The organism is Spirillospora sp. NPDC127506, assembly GCF_040302145.1.
Classification (GTDB): Bacteria; Actinomycetota; Actinomycetes; order Streptosporangiales; family Streptosporangiaceae; genus Spirillospora.
This window is the reverse complement of record NZ_JBEORG010000002.1, coordinates 292,960-317,982: the sequence shown is the minus strand read 5'-3', so window position 1 is coordinate 317,982 and position 25,023 is coordinate 292,960. Positions and strand designations below refer to the sequence as shown.

Annotated in this window: 26 protein-coding genes and 1 riboswitch; of the genes, 7 read left to right on the top strand and 19 right to left on the bottom strand. The window is 72.5% G+C overall.

Annotation, left to right across the window (positions count from 1 at the left end):
* The first annotated feature begins 122 nt into the window (after nt 1-122).
* From ABTW95_RS04145 to ABTW95_RS04135, 3 genes are all read left to right on the top strand, one after another.
* Nucleotides 123-431 carry a hypothetical protein gene (locus ABTW95_RS04145; RefSeq protein WP_396451043.1) on the top strand — a complete coding sequence of 103 codons (309 nt, stop codon included), beginning with the start codon at nt 123-125 and terminating at the stop codon, nt 429-431.
* Nucleotides 432-493: 62 nt separating this feature from the next.
* Nucleotides 494-1,444, top strand: coding sequence for an ATP-binding cassette domain-containing protein (locus ABTW95_RS04140; protein ID WP_396451042.1), 951 nt, complete (start codon nt 494-496; stop codon nt 1,442-1,444).
* Nucleotides 1,441-2,262 carry an ABC transporter permease gene (locus ABTW95_RS04135; protein WP_396451040.1) on the top strand — a complete coding sequence of 274 codons (822 nt, stop codon included), beginning with the start codon at nt 1,441-1,443 and terminating at the stop codon, nt 2,260-2,262. The genes ABTW95_RS04140 and ABTW95_RS04135 overlap by 4 nt, the downstream gene beginning before the upstream one ends.
* On the opposite strand, the gene ABTW95_RS04130 is transcribed toward ABTW95_RS04135, so the two are convergent.
* The 4 genes from ABTW95_RS04130 to ABTW95_RS04115 all read right to left on the bottom strand — a co-directional run bounded on the left by ABTW95_RS04130 (nt 2,244) and on the right by ABTW95_RS04115 (nt 7,111).
* A complete protein-coding gene (locus ABTW95_RS04130) occupies nt 2,244-5,273 on the bottom strand; it encodes an AfsR/SARP family transcriptional regulator (RefSeq protein ID WP_500224410.1) in 3,030 nt (1,009 codons plus the stop codon). The genes ABTW95_RS04135 and ABTW95_RS04130 overlap by 19 nt on opposite strands.
* 21 nt (nt 5,274-5,294) lie before the next feature.
* The gene (locus ABTW95_RS04125) at nt 5,295-5,579 is read right to left on the bottom strand and encodes a putative quinol monooxygenase (RefSeq protein WP_500224408.1); all 285 of its coding nucleotides are present in this window, start codon (nt 5,577-5,579) and stop codon (nt 5,295-5,297) included.
* An 86-nt stretch (nt 5,580-5,665) separates the two neighbouring features.
* The gene (locus tag ABTW95_RS04120) at nt 5,666-6,094 is read right to left on the bottom strand and encodes a DUF6069 family protein (protein WP_500224406.1); all 429 of its coding nucleotides are present in this window, start codon (nt 6,092-6,094) and stop codon (nt 5,666-5,668) included.
* Nucleotides 6,095-6,112: 18 nt separating this feature from the next.
* Nucleotides 6,113-7,111, bottom strand: a complete 999-nt coding sequence (locus tag ABTW95_RS04115) for an RNA polymerase subunit sigma-70 (protein ID WP_500224405.1) — start codon at nt 7,109-7,111, stop codon at nt 6,113-6,115.
* Between the two features lie 211 nt (nt 7,112-7,322).
* Here ABTW95_RS04115 and ABTW95_RS04110 point away from each other — a divergent pair, with 211 nt between their 5' ends.
* Nucleotides 7,323-7,742, top strand: coding sequence for a hypothetical protein (locus ABTW95_RS04110; protein WP_396451038.1), 420 nt, complete (start codon nt 7,323-7,325; stop codon nt 7,740-7,742).
* 206 nt (nt 7,743-7,948) lie between these two features.
* Here the strand turns inward: ABTW95_RS04110 and ABTW95_RS04105 are convergent, their stop codons facing one another.
* Nucleotides 7,949-8,737, bottom strand: coding sequence for an SDR family NAD(P)-dependent oxidoreductase (locus ABTW95_RS04105; protein WP_500224401.1), 789 nt, complete (start codon nt 8,735-8,737; stop codon nt 7,949-7,951).
* Nucleotides 8,738-8,999: 262 nt separating this feature from the next.
* A riboswitch (cobalamin riboswitch) is annotated at nt 9,000-9,205 on the top strand.
* Nucleotides 9,206-9,302: 97 nt separating this feature from the next.
* On the opposite strand from ABTW95_RS04105, the gene metE reads away from it, so the two are divergent.
* Complete coding sequence (gene metE / locus ABTW95_RS04100; protein ID WP_500224398.1) at nt 9,303-11,540, top strand: 5-methyltetrahydropteroyltriglutamate--homocysteine S-methyltransferase; 2,238 nt, start codon at nt 9,303-9,305, stop codon at nt 11,538-11,540.
* A 63-nt stretch (nt 11,541-11,603) separates the two neighbouring features.
* On the opposite strand, the gene ABTW95_RS04095 is transcribed toward metE, so the two are convergent.
* The 5 genes from ABTW95_RS04095 to ABTW95_RS04075 form a co-directional block, all read right to left on the bottom strand.
* Nucleotides 11,604-12,359, bottom strand: a complete 756-nt coding sequence (locus tag ABTW95_RS04095; protein WP_396451030.1) for an ATP-binding protein — start codon at nt 12,357-12,359, stop codon at nt 11,604-11,606.
* 344 nt (nt 12,360-12,703) lie between these two features.
* A complete protein-coding gene (locus ABTW95_RS04090) occupies nt 12,704-12,901 on the bottom strand; it encodes a DUF397 domain-containing protein (protein WP_396451028.1) in 198 nt (65 codons plus the stop codon).
* Nucleotides 12,902-12,907: 6 nt separating this feature from the next.
* The gene (locus ABTW95_RS04085; protein ID WP_396451026.1) at nt 12,908-13,750 is read right to left on the bottom strand and encodes a helix-turn-helix domain-containing protein; all 843 of its coding nucleotides are present in this window, start codon (nt 13,748-13,750) and stop codon (nt 12,908-12,910) included.
* A gap of 124 nt (nt 13,751-13,874) precedes the next feature.
* A complete protein-coding gene (locus ABTW95_RS04080; RefSeq protein ID WP_396451024.1) occupies nt 13,875-14,090 on the bottom strand; it encodes a DUF397 domain-containing protein in 216 nt (71 codons plus the stop codon).
* On the bottom strand, nt 14,087-14,917 hold the full coding sequence (locus ABTW95_RS04075; protein ID WP_396451023.1) for an SAM-dependent methyltransferase: 831 nt from the start codon (nt 14,915-14,917) through the stop codon (nt 14,087-14,089). Before ABTW95_RS04075 ends, ABTW95_RS04080 begins: the two co-directional genes overlap by 4 nt.
* A gap of 188 nt (nt 14,918-15,105) precedes the next feature.
* Between ABTW95_RS04075 and ABTW95_RS04070 the strand changes: the two genes are divergently transcribed.
* Entirely contained in the window at nt 15,106-15,933 is an 828-nt protein-coding gene (locus ABTW95_RS04070) for an MBL fold metallo-hydrolase (protein WP_396451021.1), read from the top strand.
* On the opposite strand, the gene ABTW95_RS04065 is transcribed toward ABTW95_RS04070, so the two are convergent.
* The 7 genes from ABTW95_RS04065 to ABTW95_RS04035 all read right to left on the bottom strand — a co-directional run bounded on the left by ABTW95_RS04065 (nt 15,924) and on the right by ABTW95_RS04035 (nt 22,397).
* The gene (locus ABTW95_RS04065; protein WP_500224391.1) at nt 15,924-16,190 is read right to left on the bottom strand and encodes a hypothetical protein; all 267 of its coding nucleotides are present in this window, start codon (nt 16,188-16,190) and stop codon (nt 15,924-15,926) included. The genes ABTW95_RS04070 and ABTW95_RS04065 overlap by 10 nt on opposite strands.
* A complete protein-coding gene (locus ABTW95_RS04060; RefSeq protein ID WP_500224389.1) occupies nt 16,183-18,786 on the bottom strand; it encodes an MFS transporter in 2,604 nt (867 codons plus the stop codon). Before ABTW95_RS04060 ends, ABTW95_RS04065 begins: the two co-directional genes overlap by 8 nt.
* Before the next feature lie 161 nt (nt 18,787-18,947).
* Nucleotides 18,948-19,511: a hypothetical protein gene (locus ABTW95_RS04055; protein WP_396451015.1), complete on the bottom strand. Its 564-nt coding sequence runs from the start codon at nt 19,509-19,511 to the stop codon at nt 18,948-18,950.
* A gap of 197 nt (nt 19,512-19,708) precedes the next feature.
* Nucleotides 19,709-20,152 (bottom strand): pyridoxamine 5'-phosphate oxidase family protein, encoded by a 444-nt coding sequence (locus tag ABTW95_RS04050; RefSeq protein ID WP_396451014.1) that lies wholly within the window; start codon nt 20,150-20,152, stop codon nt 19,709-19,711.
* The gene (locus ABTW95_RS04045; RefSeq protein ID WP_396451012.1) at nt 20,149-20,376 is read right to left on the bottom strand and encodes a non-oxidative hydroxyarylic acid decarboxylases subunit D; all 228 of its coding nucleotides are present in this window, start codon (nt 20,374-20,376) and stop codon (nt 20,149-20,151) included. The genes ABTW95_RS04050 and ABTW95_RS04045 overlap by 4 nt, the downstream gene beginning before the upstream one ends.
* A 13-nt stretch (nt 20,377-20,389) precedes the next feature.
* Nucleotides 20,390-21,814, bottom strand: a complete 1,425-nt coding sequence (locus ABTW95_RS04040; protein ID WP_500224387.1) for a non-oxidative hydroxyarylic acid decarboxylases subunit C — start codon at nt 21,812-21,814, stop codon at nt 20,390-20,392.
* A complete protein-coding gene (locus ABTW95_RS04035) occupies nt 21,804-22,397 on the bottom strand; it encodes a non-oxidative hydroxyarylic acid decarboxylases subunit B (protein ID WP_500224386.1) in 594 nt (197 codons plus the stop codon). The genes ABTW95_RS04040 and ABTW95_RS04035 overlap by 11 nt, the downstream gene beginning before the upstream one ends.
* Nucleotides 22,398-22,496: 99 nt before the next feature.
* On the opposite strand from ABTW95_RS04035, the gene ABTW95_RS04030 reads away from it, so the two are divergent.
* A complete protein-coding gene (locus tag ABTW95_RS04030) occupies nt 22,497-23,402 on the top strand; it encodes a helix-turn-helix domain-containing protein (RefSeq protein ID WP_396451006.1) in 906 nt (301 codons plus the stop codon).
* A gap of 3 nt (nt 23,403-23,405) precedes the next feature.
* On the opposite strand, the gene ABTW95_RS04025 is transcribed toward ABTW95_RS04030, so the two are convergent.
* Both ABTW95_RS04025 and ABTW95_RS04020 read right to left on the bottom strand, forming a co-directional pair.
* Nucleotides 23,406-23,876: an STAS domain-containing protein gene (locus ABTW95_RS04025; RefSeq protein WP_500224383.1), complete on the bottom strand. Its 471-nt coding sequence runs from the start codon at nt 23,874-23,876 to the stop codon at nt 23,406-23,408.
* Nucleotides 23,877-24,002: 126 nt separating this feature from the next.
* The gene (locus ABTW95_RS04020; RefSeq protein WP_500224380.1) at nt 24,003-24,701 is read right to left on the bottom strand and encodes a GAF domain-containing protein; all 699 of its coding nucleotides are present in this window, start codon (nt 24,699-24,701) and stop codon (nt 24,003-24,005) included.
* Nucleotides 24,702-25,023: the final 322 nt, after the last annotated feature.

Here is a 25,023-nt window from a genome sequence, read left to right as displayed (position 1 = left end):
TCCCGTCCGGCACCGCCCCGGCCGCTTCACGCTTGCTGGGCCGCTTCGTGTCGGTTCGGCATGGAACCGGACGGGCGGGCGGCGCATCCATATGTCGACATTCATTCGACATGGGGGTTTTTGTGAAGCGTGCAGTTCCGGTTGTCGCCGCAGCCGCGCTCGGGGGCGTGCTGCTGCTCAGCGGATGCCAGACCAACTCGCACAGCTGCGTCAACGGCAAATGCCACGTGACCGTGAACGGCGCCGGGCAGACCGTTGAGGTCAACGACGTCGACGTCACCGTCTCGCAGATCTCCGACCAGGGGATGACGGTGTCGGCGGCCGGGTCCGCGCCGGCCGTGATCGCGAACGGCGAGCGCGCGCAGGTCGGGCCGGTACTGATCAGGGTGACCTCGATCGAGGGCCAGAAGGTCAAGTTCGACCTGGAGTAGCGGCCGGGGGCGGGCGCCGCCGTGTGAGCGGTTTGTGAGCGGCGCCCGGCAGCCTCCGAGGCATGGATTACGCGTTTCAGGCCGACGGCCTGGTCAAACGGTTCGGGAAGACGACCGCGCTGGCGGGGGTGGAGCTGGCGGCGCGTCCGGGGACGGTCCTGGGCGTCCTCGGGCCCAACGGCGCGGGCAAGACGACGGCGGTACGGATCCTCGCGACCCTGCTGCGCCCCGACGCGGGGCGGGCCGAGGTGTGCGGGCTGGACGTCGTCCGGGACGCGGCGAAGGTGCGGGAGCTGATCGGGCTCACCGGGCAGTACGCGTCCGTCGACGAGGACCTCACCGCGGCGGAGAACCTCGTCCTCATCGGGCGGCTCCTCGACATGCGGAAGGCGGAGGCGCGGGCCCGCGCCGCCGAGCTGCTGGAGCGGTTCGAGCTGACCGAGGACGCCGGGCGCCGCGTCTCCACCTACTCGGGCGGGATGCGGCGCCGCCTCGACCTCGCCGCCAGCATGATCGGCCGTCCCGCCGTCATCTACCTGGACGAGCCCACGACCGGCCTCGATCCGGGACGGCGGGAGGAGGCGTGGCGGCTGATCCGGTCGATGACGGACGGCGGCGGGACGGTCCTGCTGACCACCCAGTACCTGGAGGAGGCGGACGCCCTCGCCGACGAGATCACCGTCATCGACCGGGGGAGGGTCATCGCGTCCGGCACGCCCGCCGAGCTGAAGCGGATCGCGGGCGGGCAGACGATCACCGTCCGGCCGCGCGACCCGGGGCGGCTCGGCGAGGTCGCCTCGATCCTGCGCGCGGTGTCGGGCCGGGAGGTCGAGCCGCCGCGCCGGGACGTGGTGTCGGTGCCGGTCGGCGGGGACGGCGACTTCACCGAGACCGTCCGCCGCCTGGAGGCCGCCGGGATCGGCGTCATCGAGCTGTCGCTGCGGCTGCCCAGCCTGGACGAGGTGTTCTTCACGCTGACCGGCCACCACACAGACGAGGAGACCGCGGCATGACCGACATCGTTCTGGAATCCGGCACGACGGCGCGGGGCGCCTCGGCGGGCAGGCGGCGCTACCGGCTCGTCCGGCACAGCCTGCTGCTCGCCGGGCGGAGCCTGACCAAGACGCGGCGCAGCCCCGGCGTGCTGAGCGACGCGCTGTTCATGCCGATCATCTTCCTGCTGCTGTTCGTGTACCTGTTCGGCGGCGCGGTGTCCGGGTCGACGCACGCGTACCTGCAGTACGTGTTCCCCGGCGTGCTGGTCATGACGATGCTGCTCGCCGGGATGCTGGCGACCGGGCTCAGCATCAACACCGACATCAAGAAGGGCGTGTTCGACCGGTTCCGGAGCCTGCCGATCGGGCGTTCGGCGCCGCTCATCGGCATCGTGCTCGGGGACGTGATCCGGTACGTGGTCGCGGCCGTGGTGCTGTTCGCGACCGGCTACCTGATGGGCTTCCGCGTGGAGACCGACGCGGTGTCGGCGGTGGCGGCGGCCGGCCTGGCGACCGCGCTGGGCTTCGCGATGGGCTGGATCAACGTGCTCATCGGCGTGCTGATCAAAGAGGAGGTCATCGTGCAGACGGTGGCGTTCCTCGGCATCTTCCCGCTCGCGTTCGGCACGAACATGGTCGTCCCGACCGGCACGATGCCCGGCTGGCTGCAGGCGTGGGTCAAGGTCAACCCGGTCAGCGACGCGGTGGACGCCTCGCGGGGGCTGCTGCTCGGCGGGCCGGTGGCGCATCCCGCGACGGCGACGCTGCTGTGGTCGGCCGGATTCCTCGTCGTGTTCGGGCCGCTCGCCGTCCACGCCTACCGGCGGCGCAGCTGATCGTGCAGGAAGGCGAGCGCGCCGGCCACGTCCAGCCGCCGGCCGCGGTCGTAGGCGTCGCGGTGGGCGCGCTCGCCCAGGTCCTTGCGAAGCCGGCGGGTCAGCCGGACGACGTCGGGGTTGTAGGCGTCCGGCGCGCCGCGCAGCACGGCGGCGGCGCCGAGAGCCTCGGCCGCCGCGCGCGGATCCCCGGCGGCGGCGCGCAGCCGGGCGATCCCGTACCCGGCGACGGCGGCGATCGGCATGTCGGGCGCGGCGGCGGCGAGCGCGAGCGCCTCCCGCAGGTGCCGGCGCGCCGCCGCCGGGTCGTCCCGCTCGATCGCCAGCTGGCCGTACGCCGCCTCCAGCAGCGAGCGGGACTGCGGGTAGGACGGGACGCGGTCGAGCTCGCGTCCGGCGGCGGCGTAGTGCTCGCGGGCCTCGTCCGCGTCGCCGGCCTGCCGGGCGAGGTCGCCGAGCGCGAGCCGGGCCTGCACCAGGTGGCGGGACGGGGTCGCGGCTCCCGGCGCGACCATCGCCGCCAGTTCGTCCCGCGCTTTGCGGACGTCGCCGGAGCGGGCCCGCGCCATGGCGAGCATGACCCGCTGCATGCCGGTGCCGCCGTCCTGCCCGAGTTCGCGCAGCAGCCCGATCGACTCCTCCAGCGCGGCGACGGCGCCGTCGAAATGCCCGTCCACGGTCTGCACCTCGGCCGCGAACATGAGCGCGAGCGCCAGCCCGGCCCGCTCGCCCGCCGCGCGGAACCCGGCCTCGGCCGCGGCGATGTCCTTGCTCGCGGCGCCCATCTCGCCCCGGTTGCCGTTGAGCATGGCGCGCATCAGGCGCAGCGCGGCGCTCGTCCAGGCGTCCGGGTGGGGGAGGCGCCGGTCGATCGCCTCGACGCCGCCGGCGGGGTCGTCGTTCAGCAGTGCGGCGGCGGGCTCGATCAGCGCGGCGAGCGGGTGCCCCGACTCGGGGCGCTCGCCGATCAGCGTGTCGTCGCGGGCGCCGCCGCCGGACAGGACGGTGTTGAACGCGTAGCCGCCGAGGGCCGCCGCCTCCCCCGGCACCGGGCCGGAGCGCGGCACCCGCAGCGCGAGGCGCAGCCGCCGGGCCGCCTCCGCGTGGTCGCCCTGGATCATCCAGAACGTGGCCAGCGCGGCGCCCATCCGGACGGCCGTCCCCGCGTCGCCCTCGTCCACGGCGTGCTGCAGCGCGGCGAGGAGGTTGTCGCGCTCCGCCGCGAGCAGCGAGATCCACGTCAGCTGCTCGGGGCGCCGCAGGTGCGGCTCCGCCCGTTCGGCCAGCGCGAGGAAGCACTGGACGTGCCTCGCCCGCATCCGGTCGAGTTCCCCGGCGTCCGCCAGCCGTTCCAGCCCGTACTCCCGGATGGTCTCCAGCATGCGGAAGCGCGGCTCGGGTCCGTCGACGGCCTGGAGGAGCGACCGGTCGACGAGCGAATCGAGGAGGTCCAGGGCGTCCCCCATGCCGGTCACCTCGGCCGCGGTCTCCGGCGCGATCGTGCCGGGGAACACCGACAGGCCCTCAGCGAACCGGCGTTCCGCGTCGTCGAGGAGGTCCCAGCTCCAGCCGACGACCGCGCGCAGCGTCCGGTGCCGGGGCAGGGCCGTCCGGTTCCCGCCCGCCAGCAGGCGGAACCGGTCGTCCAGCCGGGCCGCGAGCTGCTCGACCGGCATCGACCGCAGCCGGGCGGCGGCCAGCTCGATCGCGAGCGGCAGCCCGTCCAGGCGGCGGCAGATGTCCTCGACGACCCGCCGGTCGGCCGCGAACCCCGGCTGGACGGCCTTCGCCCGCTCGGTGAACAGCCGGACGCACGACTCGGGTTCGAGCGGCGGCACCGGGCAGAGCGCCTCGCCGTCGACGCCGAGCCGCTCCCGGCTCGTCGCGAGGACGCGCAGGCTGGGGCAGGCGCCGAGCAGCTCGTCCGCCAGCGCGGCCGCCGCGTCGACGACGTGCTCGCAGTTGTCCAGGACGATCAGCGTCTCGTCCGCGGACAGCGCCTCCACCAGCCGCCTCGTCCCGCCGCGGATCCCGAGGGCGCTCGCGACCGCGCCCGGCACCTCGGCGGCGCTCTCGACCGCGGCCAGCTCGACGAGCCACACCCCGCCCGGGAACCGCCCGGCCAGATCGGCCCCGGCCTTCGTGGCGAGCCGGGTCTTGCCCGCCCCGCCCGGCCCGACCAAGGTGACGAGCCGCCCGTCCCAGAGCGCCTGCGCGACCCGCGCGCACTCGGCCGCCCGCCCGACGAAGCCGGTCGGCGGCACCCGCAGGTTGCCGCGCACCCGCTCCCTGGGGGCGGCCCGCAGGACCGCCAGGTAGGCGTCCTGCAGCTCCTTTCCCGGATCGGTGCCCAGCTCCTCCGCCAGCGACGCCCGGAAACGCTCGAACACGGCCAGCGCCTCGGCGGACCGCCCGTCCTCGCGGAGCGCCTCGATGAGCAGGGCCCGGGGGCGCTCACGCAGCGGATGCAGCGCCGCCAGCTCCTCCAGTTCCGCGATCAGCGGGGCCGGCTCGGCCCCGAGGGCCAGCTCGGCGGCGACCCGGTCCTCGACCGCCGACACCCGGAGCGCCTCGTAGCGCACGGCCGCCGCGTCCGCGAACGGGAGCCCGGCCGCATCGGCCAGCGCGTCCCCGCGCCACAGGCCGAGCGCCTCCCGCAACCGGAGCGCCGCGCCGCCGGCGTCCCCGTCCCGGAGCGCCCGGCGCCCCTCCCCCGCGAGCCGCTCGAACTCGGGCGCGTCGACCCATTCGACGTCCAGGACGTAGCCGCCGGGGACCGACCGCAGCCGCCCGTCCGGCAGGCACCGCCGCAGCCGCGAGACCAGGGCCTGCAACGCGTGCACGCCCGGCCCGCCTTCCGGCCACAGCGCCTGGACGAGGGCTTCGGCGGTGACCGTCCGCCCCGGCTCCAGCGCCAGCCGGATCAGCAGCGCCCGCAGCCGCGTCCCCCGGACGGCGGCATCCGCGCCCCGGTCCGTGACCGTCAGCGGCCCGAGGATCCCAACCCGCACCCCTCAACTCTGCCATCGCGGCTAAGGGGCCTCGACCCCCGAGATGGAATAGCGCATCACCTCGGCGCGCCGGATCTGCGCCGCCTGCTCCGGCTCCGGCCCCGCACCCCGGAACCGCTCGACGTCCTCACCGCTCTCCCACCGCTCGTACACGTTGATGCGATCGGGCTCGACGAGATCGGCCGACAACGCGAAGTCGAGGCATCCGGGCGCGGCCCGCGCCTGCTCGACGACCTCCCGGCACCCGCCCAGATAAGCGTCACGAGCGCCGGCGTCCACGTACAGCGCTCCCGAAATGATGATCACCTGGCCTCCCTCCAAGACCCGCCCGCAAGTCTGCCGCGCCGCACCGACACTCCGACCACCCGCGCGCACCGTCGCATCGCGGTTCGTCAGCCGATTCGGGGGCGGAGGGCGCGGGTCAGGGTGGGGATCATCACCGCTGCGGAGACGAGGTGCAGGCCCAGGAGGGTCGCGATGGTGGCGGCGTCCGCCCCGGAGAGGAAGGGCGGGACGAACGAGAGCGCGGTCAGCGGCACCGCCGTCCACAAGAACCGCGTGGCGGGGCGGGCGCTCCAGCGGAGCAGCGCGGCGGCGATGGCGACGCCCACCGCCGAGAAGAAGCCGGTCACCACGGCGAACCCGGGCAACGGGATCGACTCGCCGCCATCGGGGATCTCGAAGTCGACGCCGGCGGCCTGGGCGAGCGCCGCCGCGACGGTGGTGGCCGCCATCGCCGCGAGCACGGCGACCGCGCCTGCGGCGGCGAGTCTGCGGTAGCCGGCCCGGCTCGTCGTCGAGCCTACGACGGTGTCAGTCATGTCGTCTTCCATCCGGGGCTACTCCGCGCCGTCCGCCGGCAGGCGCTCCGGCAGCCCGAGCCGCGGGAACCGGTCGCCGTGGAACATGATGATCTCGGTGATCGCCCCGCCGGTGACGCGCAGGGCGTCGATCGTCAGCGGCAGGTACGCGCCCTCGTGCTCCCGCCACAGGTAGAAGGCGACGGCGGGCTGCCGGTTCACGGCGGTCTGGACGGCGCGCAGGCCCGACATGCTCTCGTAGCCGTCCGCGATCCAGTCGTCCACCACCGCGTCGCGGCCGATCCGCAGGCCCGGCGTGGGCGGCATCGAGCAGCGGACGTCCTCGCGCAGCAGGGCGGCGAGCCCGGTCACGTCCACGGCCACGGCGGCGTCGGTGAAGCGGCGCACCAGCTCGCGGGTCGCGGCGTCCTCCTCGCCGCCGGTCCAGTCCTGCCGCTCGGCGGGCAGGTGCTCCCGCATGCCGGCGCGGGCGCGCTGCAGCGCGCTGTTCACGGAGTTGACCGAGTCGCCGAGGAGTTCCGCGACGTCCTTCGCCGGCCAGCCGAGCACGTCCCGCAGGATCAGCACGGCCCGCGGGCGCGGCGCGAGGTGCTGCACCGCGACCAGGTACGCCAGCTCGATCGTCTCCCGCGCGAGGGCGGCGCCCTCCGGCCCGTCCGCGTCGCCCGCGGGCAGCTCGTCGAGCAGCCGGTCCGGGTAGGGCTGCAGCCACGGCACCTCGCCGCCGGCCGCGGGCTCCGGGCGGCGCTTGGCGAGCAGGTCGAGGCAGGCGTTGGTGGCGATCCGGTACAGCCAGGCCCGGATCGTCGACCGCCCCTCGAAGGTCTCCCGCCGCCGCCAGGCGCGCAGGAACGTCTCCTGCACGGTGTCCTCGGCGTCCTCGAACGACCCGAGCATCCGGTAGCAGTGCACGTGCAGCTCCCGCCGGTGCCGCTCCGCGAGCCCCGAGAACGCCGGCTCGTCGACCTCGTCCAGCCCGCTCACGCCCAGCTCCTTCAGCCGCGTGTCCGCACCCATCACGTCATCCTTTCCCCGTCGTGTCCCGTCGTAGGTGTGACGGGTCCGGGCGCGACAACTCATCACTCGGACGGCTGGACGACCGGCCGGGGCCGATGGCCCGGCGGGGAGCGCCGCCGCCAATAGGGTTGGACCGATCTCGGAGGTGGGGATGGATCGGCTTTACGAACGCTCAAGCAGGCGATGCGAGCCCGGGAGTCTCGACCCGGCGGTGCGGGACGCGATCACCGCGCATGCCGAGGAGCATCAGCTCGGGGACGTGCTGGGCGCCGCGGTGCGGTGCTGCGCGACCCGCAGCGTCCGGCTGAAGCGGCCGGGCCTGCTGGCGAGGCTGACGAAATCGGGCGACCCGGACACCGAGCACACGACGATCGCGCTCCTGCTGCCGCGCTACCTGGTGGTGGCGGTGGCCGGAGAGCAGCGGGGCGTCCACGTCCTGTCGATCAGGCTGGAGGACGTGAGCATCGGCTCGCCGCTCGCCGGGGGCCTCGACACGGGAGTCAGCGCGACCGGACGCTGGTCCGGAAGCCCGGAACCCTCCTCATTCCACATCGGCCTCGGCGACGACGCCGACGGCAAGGCGTTCCTCGCCGCCCTGCGCGAGGCCGTCACCGAGGCGAAAACCGCTTGAAAAGACCGCGGCCCGGCCCCGTGTGCGAGGGCCGAGCCGCGGTGCGGAAAAGGTCAGCAGTACTTCGAAGAGCCCTTCTTCCCCCGGGAGCACTTGTCGGCGAGCCGGTTGGAATGGAATCCCTATTTGTACCGGTATCCCGCGCCGGTCGGGAGGTCCTGGCCAGCTCTGGGTCTGCTGTCAACCGGGCCCGGCGCCGGCGCGTCCTACTTTTCGCGTTTCTGCAGGTCGTCCGGGAAAACACGGACTTCTTCGGGGTCCCGGCCGACCGCGTGCCGCCCGCCGTCCACGGGCAGGACGGCGCCGTTCACGAAACTCGCCTCGTCCGAGAGCAGGTACGCGACGGCCGCGGCCACCTCGGCCGGACGACCGACCCGGCCCAGGGGATGGAGCAACCGCATCTCCTCCTCGATTCGCGCCCTCTCCTCCGGCGCCTGGTTTTCCAGGAACGCCTCATAGCGACCGGTCGTGATCGAGCCCAGGGCCACGACGTTCGTGCGGACGCCATGCGGCCCGTAATCGACGGCCATGGCCCGGCTGAGCCCCTCAATGGCCGCCTTCGCCGTCGCATAAGGCAGCGATCCCCGCACCGGGCGCTGCGCCTGATGGGACGAGACATTCACAATGGCGCCGCCCGTCCCGGCCTCCAGGAAACGGCGGACGGCGGTCACGCACCCCACCACCGCCGGGTTGAAGTTGAGCGCGACCAGATCCAGGATCTCGCCCGCCGAGGGTGAAGGCACATCACGGAAAACGGCGGCGTTGTTCACCCACCCGGTCAGCGTCCCGGCCTCCTGCGCCAGATCGGCCGCGCGCTCGGCGACGTCCTCCTCCGCCGCACTTCCCACGACCGGGATCACCGGGCCGTCCGCCCATTCCAGAGCCGCCGGATCGAGTTCGACCACGACGACCTTGCCGCCGTCCGCGACCAGCCGCTCGACGATGCCGCGCCCGACACCGCGTCCACCGCCCGTGACCACATAACTCCGCCGCACAGGGACCTCCTCGAATTCCGGAACGCCCCCATGATCACCCTGCCCGACGGCGCCCGTTCACGGCCGGGTGGGCGGCACTAGCCGACCTTCCATTCGGCGGCGGAGCCGAAGCCGGACGACGCGGCGAAGCGGATGCGTTCGATCGTCGCCTTCTTGCCGACTTCGAACGTCACGCAGCCGCGCTGGGTCTCTCCCTTGGTCAGCCGGTCGTCTGTACCATGCGCGGCCGCCCACTCCGCGGGGGCGGGCGGTGGGAGGTGGGTAGGGTGTGTGGTGCGGATGGTTCGCTCGATTTGAGTGTCGTAAGAGGGAACCCGGTGCGAGTCCGGGACTGCCCCGCAGCGGTGAGCGGGAACGACCGCCGTCATATGCACTGGGCCCGCGCGGCCTGGGAAGCGACGGCCAGTAGGACGCCTCGAAGAGGCGGTGCCCGCGAGTCCGAAGACCTGCCTCCGCCCGCGCACCGGCCGGTGCGCGGTGGTCTGCGGCCTCGCGGGAAGGCCCGGCGGCGGCCCGTCGTCGCGCCGTTCCCGGGGTCGCCCGTGGCACAGCGAGGGAAGCCGCCATGAACACGACGATCCTCGGATACCCCCGAATCGGGGCGGACCGGGAGCTGAAGGTCGCCACCGAGAACTACTGGGCGGGACGGGCGGGCGCCGACGACCTCGGCAGGACCGGCGCCGAGCTGCGCGCCGAGGTGTGGACGGGCCTGCGCGACGCCGGCGTCGACGCGATCCCGTCCAACACCTTCTCGTTCTACGACCAGATGCTCGACGCCAGCGTGCTGGTCGACGCCGTCCCCGAGCGGTACCGGCACCTGGACGGGTTCGACCGGTACTTCGCCATGGCCCGCGGCGTCCAGGACGTCCCGCCGCTCGAAATGACCAAGTGGTTCGACACGAACTACCACTACATCGTCCCCGAGCTGGGGCCGGACACGCGGTTCCGGCTGGCGGACGGCGCAGCCGCCAAGCCGCTCGCCGAGTACCGGGAGGCGAAAGCGCTCGGCATCGAGACGCGGCCCGTGCTCATCGGGCCGCTCACCTATCTGCTGCTGGCGAAGCCGTCGGCGCCGGGATTCCGGACGCTGGAGCTGCTCGACGGGCTCGTGGACGTGTACGCCGAGATCCTGGAGCGGCTGGCGGGGTCGGGCGCGCAGTGGGTGCAGCTGGACGAGCCCGCGCTCGTCGAAGACCGCGGCGAGGAGGAGATCCGCGCGCTGGCGCGGGCCTATGCGCGGCTCGGGCAGCTGAGCTGCCGGCCGCATCTGATGGTCGCCACCTACTTCGGCGCCATCGAGGCGGACGCGTTGCGCGTGCTGGCCGGGAGCCGCGTGGAGGCCGTCGCGCTCGATTTCGTCGCCGGGCCGGGCAACGTGGACGTGCTCGCATCGGTGGGCGGGCTACCGCGCAAGACGCTCGTGGCGGGCGTTGTCGACGGGCGGAACGTCTGGCGCACCGACGTACGGAAGGCGCTGTCCACGTGCGCGTCCGTGCTGGGGCTCGTCGATCAGATCGTGGTCGGGACGTCCTGCTCGCTGATGCACGTACCGCTCGACCTCGACCGGGAGACCGCGCTCGACCCGCGGGTCCGCGGGCGGCTCGCGTTCGCGCGGCAGAAGGTCGACGAGGTCGTCGCGATCGGGCGGGCCCTGCGGGAGGACGCCCCCGTCCAGGAGGCCGCGCCGCTCCCGGAGGCCGGTGTCGACCGGGCGGTCCGCGAGCGGCTCGGGTCGGTGGGCGAGACGCGGCGCAGCGGGCACGCCGTCCGGTACGCCGCGCAGCGGGAGGCGCTCGGCCTGCCCGATCTCGCGACCACCACGATCGGCTCGTTCCCGCAGACCGCCGAGATCCGCCGGATCCGCGCCGACCGCCGCGCCGGGCGCATCGGCGAGGACGAGTACGTCGCCGCGATGAAGCGGGAGATCGCCCGCGTCATCGCGCTCCAGGAGGACCTCGGCCTGGACGTCCTCGTGCACGGCGAGCCCGAGCGCAACGACATGGTGCAGTACTTCGCCGAGCAGCTCGACGGGTACGCGGCGACCGAGCACGGGTGGGTGCAGTCGTACGGGTCGCGCTACGTGCGGCCGCCGATCCTGCACAGCGACGTCTCGCGGCCCCGCCCGATGACCGTCGAGTGGGCCGCGTACGCGCAGTCGCTGACGGGCAAGCCGGTCAAGGGGATGCTGACCGGGCCGGTGACGATGCTCGCCTGGTCGTTCGTCCGCGACGACCAGCCGCTCGCCGAGACCGCCCTGCAGGTCGCCCTCGCGATCCGGGACGAGATCGCCGACCTGGAGGCGGCCGGGATCCGCGTCATCCAGGTGGACGAGCCCGCGCTGCGCGAGCTGCTGCCGCTGAAGCGGAAGGACCGCGCCGCCTACCTCGACTGGGCGGTCGGCGCGTTCCGGCTGGCCACGTCCGGCGTCCAGGACACCACCCAGATCCACACGCACATGTGCTACTCGGAGTTCGGCGAGATCATCGGCGCGATCGGGGCGCTGGACGCCGACGTCACCAGCGTGGAGGCGGCCCGCTCGCGCATGGAGCTGGTCGGCGACCTGCGCGCCGCCGGGTACGAGAACGGCATCGGGCCCGGCGTGTACGACATCCACTCGCCGCGCGTCCCGTCCGCCGAGGAGATCGAGGAGAACCTGCGCCGCGCGCTGCGGGCCGTCGAGCCGGGGCGGCTGTGGGTCAACCCCGACTGCGGCCTGAAGACCCGCGCCTACCCGGAGACGGAGGCGTCGCTGCGCAACCTGGTCGCGGCGGCCCGCCGGGTGCGGGCCGGGCTGGCCGGCTGATCCCCCCCCCGCCGCCGCATGGCCCGCCCCCACCCCGGGCCATGCGGCGGCCGACCGGCGGCCTCAGTCGTGCATGCACTCCCAGATCCGGACGAGCTGCTCGCACACCTCGGTGATGTCCTCGATCGGAAGCTTGCCGGACTCCCCGGACGCGGCGCACCAGCGGAACGTCGCCGACTCGCACCAGACGGTCAGGTCACCGCGCCCGGACAGGAGGGAGATGCCGAGTTCGTCCCGCAGTGAGAGCTCGTCGATGCCGCGCTGGAGGAGCAGCGCGTGCAGGTCCTTGGCGGCGTGCGGCTCGTCCATCCGGACGGTGCGCCGGTGGCGGCGGGCGGTGCGCGGCAAGGGCAGCGCGAACCAGGTCGCCTTCCCCCGGACGGCCGGCGTCCGGAGCCGGGAGCGGGACGGGTGGTGCCCCCACCGCCCCTGGGTCAGCAGGTCGATGATCTCCAGGCCGCGGCCGTGTTCGAGCATCGGCCCGGCGGGCGCCTGGGGACGCCAGGAGCGCAGCGTGTCGAACGCCTTGACGACGAGCTCGTCCCGGCCCCGCCCGTCCGTCCGCTGGTAGACCCACAGCTCGGCGCCGGACTGCCCGTCGCCGGGCGTGGCGTGCTGTAAGACGTTCGTGGCCAGCTCGCTGACCATGAGGATGACGTCGTCGACGTCCTGGACGCAGAGCCCGAGCGCGGGGAGAAGGCCGGTGACGTGCGCGCGGGCGACCCTGGCGATGGAGTCGTCCGCGGGCAGCGGCAGGGCGGCGCAGCCGCCGTTCTCCAGCCTCCACGGAATCCCGCACGTCGCTGCGGCCTTCGTCATGACGCCACCTCGGTGGTTACGGAGACATTCGCGATTCAGGCATTCGCGGCTTGAACCTCAACGGTTCGCGACTCGCTATGTGTGAATCACAGAACCCAGCTTCGCACATTTCTGGCCGTCTGGCGCGGCAGACGGCAAGGATCATGCATTTGAAGTTGAGACGTTCACCGATGTGCCCCAAAGCGTCCAAACCACGTTGCCGTCCGGTTCCGCAAGCGTGTACCGGCGGACATGGGACGGCCGGGCCGCGGCGCTGTAGCGTTGACCGCGCCTGAGAGAGGGCCGCACACATGAAGATCCCCCAGGGGTGCCGCCCTGGGGGATCGTGTGTGCGGCCCGGTCAGTCAGCGGTCGTACCTGCCCGCCCGCACGTCTTCGAGGAACGCGGCGAAGACGGATCGGGGCACGACGTGCGCCCCGGCCTCCGGCGTCCTGCTGTCGCGCAGCCCGGTGGCGGTGTCCAGGTCGGCGACCTCGACGCACCCCCCGTTGCTGCTCGCGCTCGCGGTGGCCTTGAACCACCGTGCCTGAGAGAGGTCCATGAGTTCTTACTCCAGCTTCGCGATGAGTGCCTCCAGGTGAACCGCGGTGTCGGCGGGGCTCAGCGCCGCCGCGCGGATCTCTTCGAAGATCTCGCCATACGCCTCCACTTTGCTCGCGTCGTCGATCTCCTGGATGTCGGCGTCGTTCTCCAGGAAGACCATGGACGGTTCGTCGCCGGGGAAGTCGAAGATGTTGACCAGGGTCGACATGCCGGGGTGCAGGCCGTCCGACAGGCGCAGCAGCCGCAGCTCGACGTTCGGCCGGCCGGACATGGTCAGCAGGTGGCGCAGCTGGGCGCGGCGGTCGCCGGGGTCGCCCCACTCGTACATCAGGGACGCCTCGGTGATCAGCGCGACCAGCTCCGGCGCGTTGCCGTCGTCGCGGTCGAGGATCTGCTGGCGCCGCAGCCGGGCCCGCAGCGCCTGCTCGCGCCACTCCGGCGACTGCTGCCCGGTGCTCAGCAGCGCCTGCATGTACGGGAGGGTCTGCAGGAGCCCCGGCAGCACCAGCGGCATGACCACCCGGATCCGCGACGCGTCCCCCTCGTAGCCGGGGAACTCGTTGTGGAACACGTCCGGGTAGTCACGCCACCAGGCCCGCTGCCTGGCGCGCGTCGCGAGTTCCTCGAGCTCGTCGAGGTCGCTGCCCTCGTAGATGCGCGCCAGGTCGCGGATGTCACTGAGCTCCGGACGAACCCAGTTGTTGGCCTCGAACCGGCCGACCTTGCCCCTTCCCCAGTTCAGCCGGTCGCAGACCTGGTTGGCCGTGTATCCGGCCTCGACGCGCAGCTCCCGCAGGCGGCGCGCCAGCCCCCGCTTGGCGATCGTGGCGCCGTACGCCTCACTCATCGGCGCCACCTCCCTTGACATACGGCCGGCATCAGCATACGCCTTCCGAATTTGTGAATCACAGATTTGGCCGGATCAGGAAGCGCATCACGAATCCCGTCGGGTAACAGCACGGGAGCCCGCCTCAGGATGCGGCCCGGTCGAACTCGCCCTTCTTGACGCCGTCCAGGAAGCACGCCCATTCGTGCTGGTCGAAGACCGAGATCAGCTCCCCGGACGTACGCAAAAGCGTCCATTCCCTGACAAAAGCGACTTCGATGCCGCCCTCGTCGCTCCCCGAACGCTGCCAGTCGAGGGCGTCCGGATCGACGCCCAGTTCCTCCGCCGTCGGCTTCCTCATGCCGGCTTCCTCGCCACAGCGGCATAACCCAGCCGTGAGCCATCACTGTTGGCCTCGTCAGGGTCCTCGGCGCCCCAGACCCCGATGTGGCACACCTCCGCGGGCGCCCCCTCATACGGCGGGACGATCTCCAGACCGGTGAAGAACCGCTCGATCTCGGCGCGCGGCCGGGGGTAGGCGCCCTGGGACGACGACTTGGCGTACACCGCGGTCACCTGGTCGAGCTCCTCGCTGACCTGGCGGTCGCTGCTGATCGCGGACAGCGCGATGTAGCTGCCCGGCGCGATCTCGCTGACGTACCGCCGGACGAGGCCCCACGGGTCGTCCTCGTCCGACACGAAGTGGGTCACGGTGACCAGGAGGAGCGCCACCGGCTGCGTGAAGTCGATCATCGCCCGGGTCTGCTCGTGGCCGAGCAGACCCTCCGGGTCGCGGAAGTCGGCGGTGATGAACGCCGTCCCCGGCACCCCCTCCAGCAGGGACTTCGCGTGGATCTCGACGAGCGGGTCGTTGTCGACGTACAGGATCCGCGCGTCGGGCGCGACCCTCTGCACGGCGTCGTGGGTGTTGTTTCCGGTGGGCAGGCCGGCGCCGATGTCGATGAACTGCCGGATGCCGTTCTCGGCCAGCCACTTGACCGAGCGCTGAAGGAACCCGCGGTTCGCCCACGCCGCGTCCTCCAGGTCGGGCATGTGCGCGCGGACCTTCTCGACGGCCTGGCGGTCGACCTCGTAGTTGGCCGTGCCGCCGAGGATGTAGTCGTACATTCGAGCGGGGCTGGGGACCGTGCTGTCCACCCCGGGTGGAGCCTGCTCGATGTCGCTCACGCTTCGCCTCCATTGCCACAACTTGTGATGCACGAATTATGAGGCCTCTGTCCGCCCGAGGCGATGCCGCGGCACCGAACGGTATCCGTCCAGTGCGGGGGACATCGCCCGTGGCCTGCGCATGGTCCCGCCCAGGATTCGACGCGGCACCCCAGGGCATCACGGGGCCGAAAAGGGGGGAATCGAGCATGAAGACCGCACCTGACCTCGCACTACGCCAGCTCACGATGCAGTTCGTCGGCAATGCCACGACGCTGCTGCGCTGCGGGCCGTTCACCTTGCTGACCGATCCCAACTTCCTGCACCGCGGGCAGCGCGCCTATCTGGGGTTCGGGCTTTCGTCCAGGCGGCTGACCGAGCCCGCGCTGCGCATCGAGGAACTGCCGCGGCTCGACGCCGTCGTCCTGTCCCACCTGCACGGCGACCACTGGGACCGGGTGGCGCGCACGAAGCTCGACCGCGGCCTGCCGATCGTGACGACGCCGCACGCGGCCCGCCGGCTCCAGGGGTGGCACCGGTTCCGGCACGCGACCGGGCTGCGCTCCTGGGAGTCGCACACGATGGTGAAGGACGGGGCGCTCCTCCGGATCACCGCCATGCCGGGACGGCACGCGCCCGGTCCGGCCCGCATGCTGCTGCCCCCGGTGATGGGCAGCCTGCTGGAGTTCGCCCCGGCGGCCGGCGAGGTGCAGTTCCGCCTCTACATCACGGGCGACACGCTGATGTTCGACGGCATCCGGCAGATCGCCCGGCGGAACCGGGACATCGATCTCGCCATCCTCCACCTGGGCGGGACCAAGCTGCCCGGCGGGCTCCTCGTCACGATGGACGCCGAGCAGGGCGCCGACCTTTTCGAGACGGTCCGCCCCGGGCGCGCCGTGCCCGTCCACTACGGCGACTACGGCGTCTTCACGTCACCTCTGGACGACTTCCGCCGCGAGATGGAGCGCCGCGGCTTCGGCGACCAGGTGTCCTACATCGAGCCGGGCCAGACCCACACGTTCCTTCAGTCCTGACGCCGGCTCACGCGGTCGCGCATGGCGCGGGCCATGCGCAGCGGGAACAGGCCGACGAGCGGTGCGCGCCGCCCGAGGGCGTCGGTGTCCTTGCGGTCGAAGGCGCGGGCGTAGCGCTGCGCCCGCGCCGCCGTGTCGTACTCCTTCGCCCCTCCGGCGCCGCACCCGCGGACGCACGACCAGCGCAGCGTCGTGCCCTCGGCGGTGAACTGGTAGTCGTGCCCGAATATCCGGCAGGCCAGCATGGGGTCACTCACTCTCACTCCCGGTGTTCCCGGGAGGCCCGTACCGGTTGCGGGCGAGCGGCCTGGCCCGCCCCTCGTGGACGGCCTCGCGCAGCGCGGCGCGGAACCGCCCCGGCCCCCAGTAGCGCGCGCCGACCAGGTCGGCGAGCCGGTTGCGCGGCGTCGGCCCGTGCTCGGCGAGCGCCTGCGCGATGGTGTTGACCTCCCGGTCGAGGGCGAGGTCGGCGTCGGACGCCCAGTCGGTCGTCCACCCGGTCATCATCGTCGGCGAGTAGAACGCGCGGCCGGGGCCGGGACGGAACCGGCGCAGCCCCGCGCGCTCCTCCCGCTCGCGGCGCAGGACCCGCCGGCGGATGCGCTCGTCGCGCTCGCGGGCCGCCCGCTCCCGCTCGGCCGCCGCGGCGCGTTCGCGCTCCTCCTGCTCCATCGAGCCGGACTCCGCGGCCAGCGACTCCGCGGTGGAGCGGTGCTGCGCGGCCTCCATCCGGTCGGCGGCGGACTCGGCGCGCATCCGGTGGACGCCGGCCTCCCGCTGATGCCTCTCGGCCGCGTCGCCGTCTCCTTCGGCGCGGGCCGCGTGCGCGAGCGCCAGCTCGGTGTGCATGCGCTCCCACTCGTCGTAGGTCTCGGCCTGGCCGAGCGCGATCTCGGCCTCGGTCCCGTCGAGCCCTTCGGCGCGGCCGCGGGTCTCGGCGGCCATGGCCCGCTGCTCGCGGGCCCGCGCCCGCTCCGCCGCCGCCTCCGCGAGCGCCGCGTGCACCTCGGAGTCCCGGTCGTTCTCGGCGGCCAGCGCCTCCGACCGCTCGCGCAGCGCGCGAGCACGCTCGTCCGCCGCCGCGGCGCGCTCCAGGGCGCTCGCCCGCTCGGCGCCGGCGCCGGCGCGCTCGGCGGCGTCGCGCTCGTCGTGGGCGGCGGCCTCCTCGATGAGGCGTTCGGCGTCCCACTCGGCGATCTGCGCGAGGACCTCCTCGGCGCGCAGCCGGGCGGCGGCGCCGTCGCCCCCCTCCTCCGCGCGCGGCCTGAGCTCGTGGATGGCGGCGCGGTGCTCGGCGGCGCGCGCCCGGGTCTCCTCGGCGTGCCGCCGCGCCTCCAGCGCGGCGTGGCGCCCCGGGCCGCCGCCGGCCGCCTCCGCTTCCTCACCGGCCGGCGCTTCTTCCTCGTCCGCCTCGTGGACGGTGAGGGGTTTGGCGATGTTCTCCAGCGACGCCTGCTCGGCGCGGACGCCGTAGACCACCTCGGCGATGCCGCCGAGCATCATGATCACGGCGCCGATGAGGAAGCCGATGGCGACCCGGCTCACCATGCCGCTGTCGATGAAGCTGCCGAAGATCAGCGGCCCGGTGATGCCGCCGACCGCCGTGCCGACCGCGTAGAAGAACGCGATGGCGAGGGCCCGGGTCTCCATCGGGAAGATCTCGCTGACCGTCAGGTAGGCGGAGCTGGCGCCCGCCGAGGCGAAGAAGAACGTCACGCAGACGAGCAGGATGAACGACCAGTTCGACAGCGCCTCCGTCCACAGGAAGACGCCCAGCAGGATCGTCAGCGCGGCCGACATGAAGTACGTGCCGGAGATCATCGGCTTGCGGCCCACCGTGTCGAACATCCGTCCGAGCAGCAGCGGGCCGAGGAAATTGCCGATGGCGAACAGGGCGATGTAGTACGGCACCGCCCCGGACGCCACGTCGAAGTACTTGCTCAGGATCGTCCCGAGGTCGAACGTCACCGCGTTGTACAGGAACGCCTGCCCGACGAACAGCGCGAACCCGAGCGTCGCCCGCTTCGGGTAGACCTTGACCGCGACCTGGGCGATCTCCCGGAACGGGATGGCCTTGCGCTGCCGGACGGTGATGCTCTCGCCCGCTTCGTCCAGGACGTGGTCGGTCTGCTCGCGCACCTCCGCCTCGATGTCGTCGACGATCCGCTCGGCCTCCTCCTCGCGGCCGTGGATAAACAGCCAGCGCGGGCTCTCCGGGACGTGCCGCCGGACGAGCATGATCGCCAGCCCGAGGACGGCGCCCATGCCGAACGCGTACCGCCAGCCCATGTCCTGGGCGAAGATCGAGGTGTTCAGGAAGAGGACCGCGGCGAGGGCGCCGAGCGCGGACCCCACCCAGTAGCTGCCGTTGATCGCGAGGTCGACGCGGCCGCGGTTGCGGGCCGGGATCAGCTCGTCGATCGCCGAGTTGATCGCCGCGTACTCGCCGCCGATGCCCATCCCGGTCACGAACCGGCACGCGAAGAAGTACCAGGGCGCGAACGCGAACGCGGTCGCCACCGTGGCGAGGATGTAGACGGCGAGCGTGAGGATGAACAGCTTCTTGCGGCCGAACCGGTCGGTGAGCTGCCCGAAGAACAGCGCGCCGAGGCACGCGCCCGCGACGTAGATCGCCGCCGCGACCCCGATGTCGCCCGCGGTCAGCCCGATCCCGCTGCCCGACTCGGTGAGCCGCGCCGCGACGGACCCGACGATGGTGACCTCGAGGCCGTCGAGGATCCACACCGTCCCCAGGCCGACGACGATCATCCAGTGGAACCGCGACCAGGGCAGCCGGTCCAGGCGCGCCGGAATTCTCGTGGTGATGGTCCCGACGCGCGTATCAGCGGTCATGGTGCAGCCCTTCCGACGAACCGGCGGTCGATCACGACCGGCGAAACACCGGTATGGCTACCCGCCACCCGGAATTCACACCTGGCGGCGCCGCCGGAAATGCGGTGCGCTCCGGGCACGCGAAAAGGCGCCCGCCGCGGCGGGCGCCTCTCGGATGGGTGTCACTTGAGGAACGGGAGCCGTTCGACCAGGCGGGTCTTGCCCCACCAGCGGCCGAGGCCCAGGGTGTCGCCGGCGCTGACCAGGGCCAGCCCGACGATCAGGAGTGCGTAGATCAGGTGGTCGTCCATGAAGACGTTGTTCTCCGGGGGCAGGACCGCCGTCCACATCAGGACCAGCAGCGCCGCGCCCGCGGCGGCGGCGATCCGCATCCCGATGCCGAGCAGCAGCGCCGCGCCGATCCCGGCGAGGCCGATCATGAACAGCCAGTCGGCCCAGGCCGCGCCGGCCAGGTCGTTGTAGAACCCCGCGAACGGGCCCTTGGGCGCGTGCGCCAGGAACCCCTCGGTCGGGCTTCCGCCGTCCAGCCATCCCTTGCCCGCCGGGGTCTCGTGGCCCAGCCCGAACAGCTTGTCCACGAACGCCCAGGCGAACACCCAGCCGAGCGCCAGCCGGGCCGCGGCCCAGATGTAGCGGGCGGCGGGCGTCTCGGTCAGCGGTTTGGGGGTCACCACCCGGATCAGAGTGCTGCGGCCCGCGTGCGTCTTGTGCTCTGAGACTGCCATCGCCGTCTCACCTTCCATCACGTCGCCGGTTTCTTTCACCTCCTACTCAACTCCGGGGGGCGATTTCGCCGTAGGCCCGTTCGGTCCGTTTTCAGCGGGACCAACGTCCCCCTTATCCGGGCGGCGTCCCCGGATTTACGGCGCACCCGGCAAATGGACGATCGGAATGGCGGGCCCCGAATGTGACCGGCGTCGCTCTACGGCCATTCGGTCTTGTGGCCGAAGCCCCGCGAGTTGTCGATGAGCCGGAGCCACGCCGGGCGGACGCCCCAGTGGTCGGCCGCCGCCAGCGCCCGGGCCGGCCCGGCGTCGTCCGCCGCGAAGGGGAAGCGGGCGGCGTAGGCGGCGCGGGCGGCGTCCAGGTCAGCGCCGGTCAGGCGGCGGCAGAGGCCGCGCCCCTGGACGCCGCGCAGCGTCCGCCAGTCCTGGTCGTCGGCCTGGACGGTGAAGGCCACCGGAACGCCTCCGGGGTCGGACGCCAGATGGCGGCCGTGCCGGGTCTCGCGCGAACTGACGAACACCAGGCCGCCGTCCGGGGCCGGGGCGAAGAAGACCGCGCAGACCTGCGGGCCGTCCGCGTCCGCGTAGGCGAGGTTGAGCACGGTGCAGGCGGCCAGCGCATCGCGGAACGCGCCGGTCATCGGTTCTTCAGCGGCGGGACGGCCGGCACTTCCGGGGCGGACGCGATGTCCTCGGCGGTCAGCTTGAAGGCGTCGGGGTAGCGGTCGCGGCGGGTGCGGCGGTCGGGCTCGGTCGTGCGCCAGCAGTACAGGCAGCGCTCGCACTGCAGCACCTCCCACACCCCGGGGACGGGGGAGGCGAACAGCAGCCCGATCTCCTCGTGCGCGCAACGCGGGCAGATCATGTCAGGACTCCGTTCAGCGATCGGCGGCCAGGGCGCGGAGGCGGGTCAGCCATTCGGCGGCCTCGGGCAGGTCGCGGACCTGGTTCCCGTAGTTTCCGCGCGGGTCGGGGGCGACGGGGGTGGTGGCGTCGATGACGAGCTTGTCGGTGATGCCGGGCGTGGTCGCCTGCGGCGCGAGGCCCAGCACGGGCATGTTCGGCACCCGGATCAGGTCGCCGGCGGGGTTCATCTTGGTGGACACGGCCCACATGACCTGCGGGAGGTCGAACGGGTCGACGTCCTCGTCCACGACGACGACCGTGGCGGCGTAGCCGAGCCCGTGCGGGGTGCTCAGCACGCGCAGCCCGACGGCCTTGGCGAAGCCGCCGTAGCGCTTGGCGGTGGAGACGATGACGACGAGGCCGTGCGTGTACATGGCGTTGACCGCGCGCACCTCCGGAAACTCGGCCTTGAGCTGCTGGTACAGCGGCACGCAGGTGTTGGCGGCGATCAGGTAGTCGACCTCCGTCCACGGCATGCCGATGTAGAGGTGCTCGAAGACCGGGTCGGTGCGGTGGGAGATCCGGTCGACGCGGATGACGGTCATGTTGCGCCCGCCCGAGTAGTGCCCGGTGAACTCGCCGAACGGCCCCTCGATCTCGCGCTTGCGGCCCTCGATGACGCCCTCGATCACGACCTCCGACCCCCACGGGACGGGCAGCCCGGTCAGCGGCGCCGCGGCGATCGGGGCGGGCGCGCCGCGCAGCGCGCCCGCCAGCTCGTACTCGTTCTCGTCGTAGCGCATCGGGGTGGACGCGGCGATGGAGATGACCGGGTCGTTGCCGATGGTGATGGCGACGGGCAGATCTTCGCCGGCCTCTTCGGCTTTGCGGAGTTGCAGCGCGATGTCGTGCATCGGGACGGGCTGGAGCGCCAGCTTGCGTTTCCCCTTCACCTGGATGCGGTAGATGCCGACATTCTGCTTGCCGCTGTTTTCCGGGTCTTCGGGGTCCCGGGAGACGACGGCGGCCTTGTCGATGTAGAAGCCGCCGTCGCCGTCATTCAGCCGGACGAGGGGCAGCACTTCGAAAATGTTCACGTCGTCGCCGTCCATGACGTTCTCCGCCCACGGCGGGGAGTCCCGCCATTCGGGTGCGACGGGGAACGCGTCCCAGCGGCGGCTGAACTCGCCGACCTGCTCCTTGACGCCCGTCCCCTTGGGAAGGTCCAGCGCGAGCGCGTGGTTGGCCCACGACCCGTGGACGTTCATGGCGATGCGCGCGCTGGTGAATCCGGCGACGTTGTCGAAGTACAGGGCAGGGGCGCCGTCGCCCATCCGGCAGGCCGCGTTGGCCGCGGCGGCGATGTCGGGCTCGGGCATCACCTGGTCGGTGATGCGCAGCAGCTGCCCCTCCTTGTCGAGGGTCTCCAGGAAACTCCGCAGGTCGTCAAAGGGCATGTTTGTTGTTCCTTTCACGGGCGGCCCGCATTCCCGTCCAGCGGCGTGCCGGGGCGGGCAGGTCGAACTGGTCGAGGACCCTGGCCGTGATGTGGTCGACGATGTCGTCCACCGTTTCGGGATGGTTGTAGAAGGCGGGCATCGGCGGCACCATCCGCACGCCCATGCGGGACAGCGTGAGCATGTTCTCCAGGTGGATCTCGCTGAGCGGCGTCTCCCGCGGGACGAGGACGAGCCGGTGCCGCTCTTTCAGCACCACGTCGGCGGCCCGCGCGACGAGCCCGTCCGAGTAGCCGGTCCGGATCGCCGCCAGCGTCTTCATGGAGCACGGGGCGATGACCATGCCGTCCGTCCGGAAGGAGCCGGACGAGATGGGCGCGCCCTGGTCGTCGGGCGCGTACACGGCGTCGGCGAGCGCGCCGACCTCCCGCGCCGACAGCCCGGTCTCCAGCTCGACGGTCGCCCGCGCCCACCGCGACAGGACGAGGTGCGTCTCGACGTCCGGGAGCCGGGCCAGGTGCTCCAGCAGCCGGACGCCCAGCACCGCCCCCGTCGCGCCGGTCATCCCGACGATGAGTCGCATGGCCGTCCACTCCCCTGAGATTTCGGTCACGCCTGTCCGGCGCCGCGACTCACGCTAAGGCGGGGTCAGATAATCGCTGTCATAGATCAAGGACAGCGGATGAAGAAAAACGGACAACCTCTGCGGGCGGACATTCCGCAGATCCCGTACCGTCCCGCCGCGGGCGCGCCTCCCGGCGTGGAGGTCCTGGACCTGCCCCGGCTGATGGAGCGCGCCCGGGGCCACGAGGTCGACATCTACGCTCCGCGGCGTCCGGTGTTCCACGAGTTCATCGCCGTGAAGGCGGGCACGGTGCACTGCTCGGTCGACTTCAACGAGTACCGCGTGCCGGCCGGGAGCTGGTTCTGGATGCGCCCCGGCCAGATCCACCGCTACATGGGCGACCTCACCCGGGCCGAGGCGACGGTCGTGCTGTTCACCTCCGACTTCCCGGACGCCGCGACCCGCGAGGCCGTGGGCCTCGACCTGCGCGTCCACCACCGTCCACTGACCCCGGCGGGCCCGCAGAAGGCCGCGCTGGACGGCACGCTCCGCCTCCTGGAGGACGAGGCCGGACGTCTCGCCGACCTCCCCCTCGAAGCGCACATCGACGTCATGCGCCACCTGCTCGGAGTCATCCTGCTGCGGCTGACCCACCTGAACGGCGGGCCGGGCGACCCGGCCGCCGACAACGAGGTGTTCCGGCGTTTCCAGCAGGCCGTCGGCGAGGACCTCTCCTCCAGCCACCGCGTCGCCGACTACGCGGCCCGCCTCGGCTACAGCGTCCGGACCCTGACCCGCGCCACCCGGGCCGCGACGGGATGCGGCGCCAAGCGCTTCATCGACGACCAGCTCCTGCTGGAGGCGAAGCGCCTGCTCTCGCACACCGACCTGCCGCCGTCCGCGATCGCCGAGCGCCTCGGCTTCAGCTACCAGACGTCGTTCAGCGCGTTCTTCCAGCAGCGCACCGGGATGCCGCCGACCGCGTTCCGCGCCGTCTCGCGGGGCGCCGCCGGCGGGCCGTGACGGTCAGCGCGCGAGGCGGCGGTGCGCCCCGGCGGCGCTCCGGGGGCCGACCGGGGTCGACTCTGTGATGTGCAGGCGGGTGTGGAGGCCGGTGATGTGCAGGACGCGGAGCACGCGCCCCTGCGGGTGCTGCAGGCGGAGCTGGCGCCCGCGCGCGGTCATCGCCTTGTGCGCCCACACGATCGCGGCGAGGCCGCTGGAGTCGGCGAAGGTCAGTCCGGAGAGGTCCAGCAGCAGCCGGTGCGGATCGTGCTCGACGATCACGTCCTCGATGTGCCGGCGCAGCGTGTCGGCGCCGCTCACGTCGAGCTCGCCGGTCAGCCGCAGTTCCACGGTCGTCCCGTCGGAGAGGGCGCCGATGGAGAGCAGCAGGGTGCCGCCCGCGTAGGTGGCGGGTCTTTCGGCCGGCCCGCCGGGGGGTTGGGCGGGTGTGGATTGCAGGGTGCCGGGGGGGCACCTGTCTGCCTGGGTCATAGAGCCTCCAAAGAGGTGAGGGAATCTCCGACCGGGCAGGGACAGGGACCGGACCGAGGTATCGGATGGAAGGTCGGGTTGGGGGAGCGCACCGGACGGCCGTGGGGGCGCGCCGGTGCGCCGTGGCTAGGCGGCGCCGTCGCTGAGGATCTCGGCGGCCAGGTCGGCGACCCGGCGGCGGCTGTCCCGCGCCTGCTTGCGCAGCAGGTTGAACGCCGAGACGGCGTCCAGGCGGTGGGTGGCCATGAGGTAGCCGATGGCGCGTTCGATGACCACCCGGTAGTCCAACGCGTACTGGAGCTGTGAGGCCGTGGTGCTGTGCTCATGGGACGACAGCGCCGCGGCCATGAATTCACCGATCAGCCCGGCGTAGGCGTGCAGCGCCGCGATGTCCGAGTCGTCCCACCCGTAGGGCTGGGACCGGTAGACGTTCAGCGTGCCGACCGGGCTGCCGCCCAGCAGGAGCGGGACTCCGGCGACCGCGCGCACCCGCTCGTCCAGCACGTCCACGAGTTGCGGCCAGCGGGGATCGGAGCGCACGTCCTTGGTGGAGACGGGCCGGCCTTCGACGTAGGTGTCGTAGCAGGGCCCCTGGTCGGCGTGCGCCTGGGCCTCCTCCAGAGATCGTCCGACCTCGTCCGAGGCGGCCACGTAGAGCAACTGCTCCTTGTCGTCGATGAGCATGATTCCGGCGCCGTCGTGGCCGAACAGGCGCCCGACCGAGCCGACCACCCGTTGGAGAACGCGGGCGACGTCAGCCTCGTGCTGCGCCTTGCGCAGCACTTCCAGGCTGGCGTCCAGCGCTCGGGTGTCGATATGCAACATGCTCCACATCCTTGAACGAGAGAACCGCAGGAACAAGATGTGGAGGCACCACGGCCGACCCCGGACGCCGTCCGCGAGCGGACGGGCCGGAAGGGAAGATCGTCGTCATCGAGTTCGGGGCGCGCCGGGCGGCCGCGACCCTGGTCGCGCGCTGGTCGTTCGCCATGTGCGATCACCTCGGACAGCACTCCGTGGCCGATCCGCGGACACAGGACGGAACTTCTGAACGCCACACTACCCGCTGCACGCCGTTCTAGGCGTCCCGCGCACGAGGAGATCGGCGGCGGCGCCCGCCCCGGCGCCGCCGCCGATCTGGTCCGAA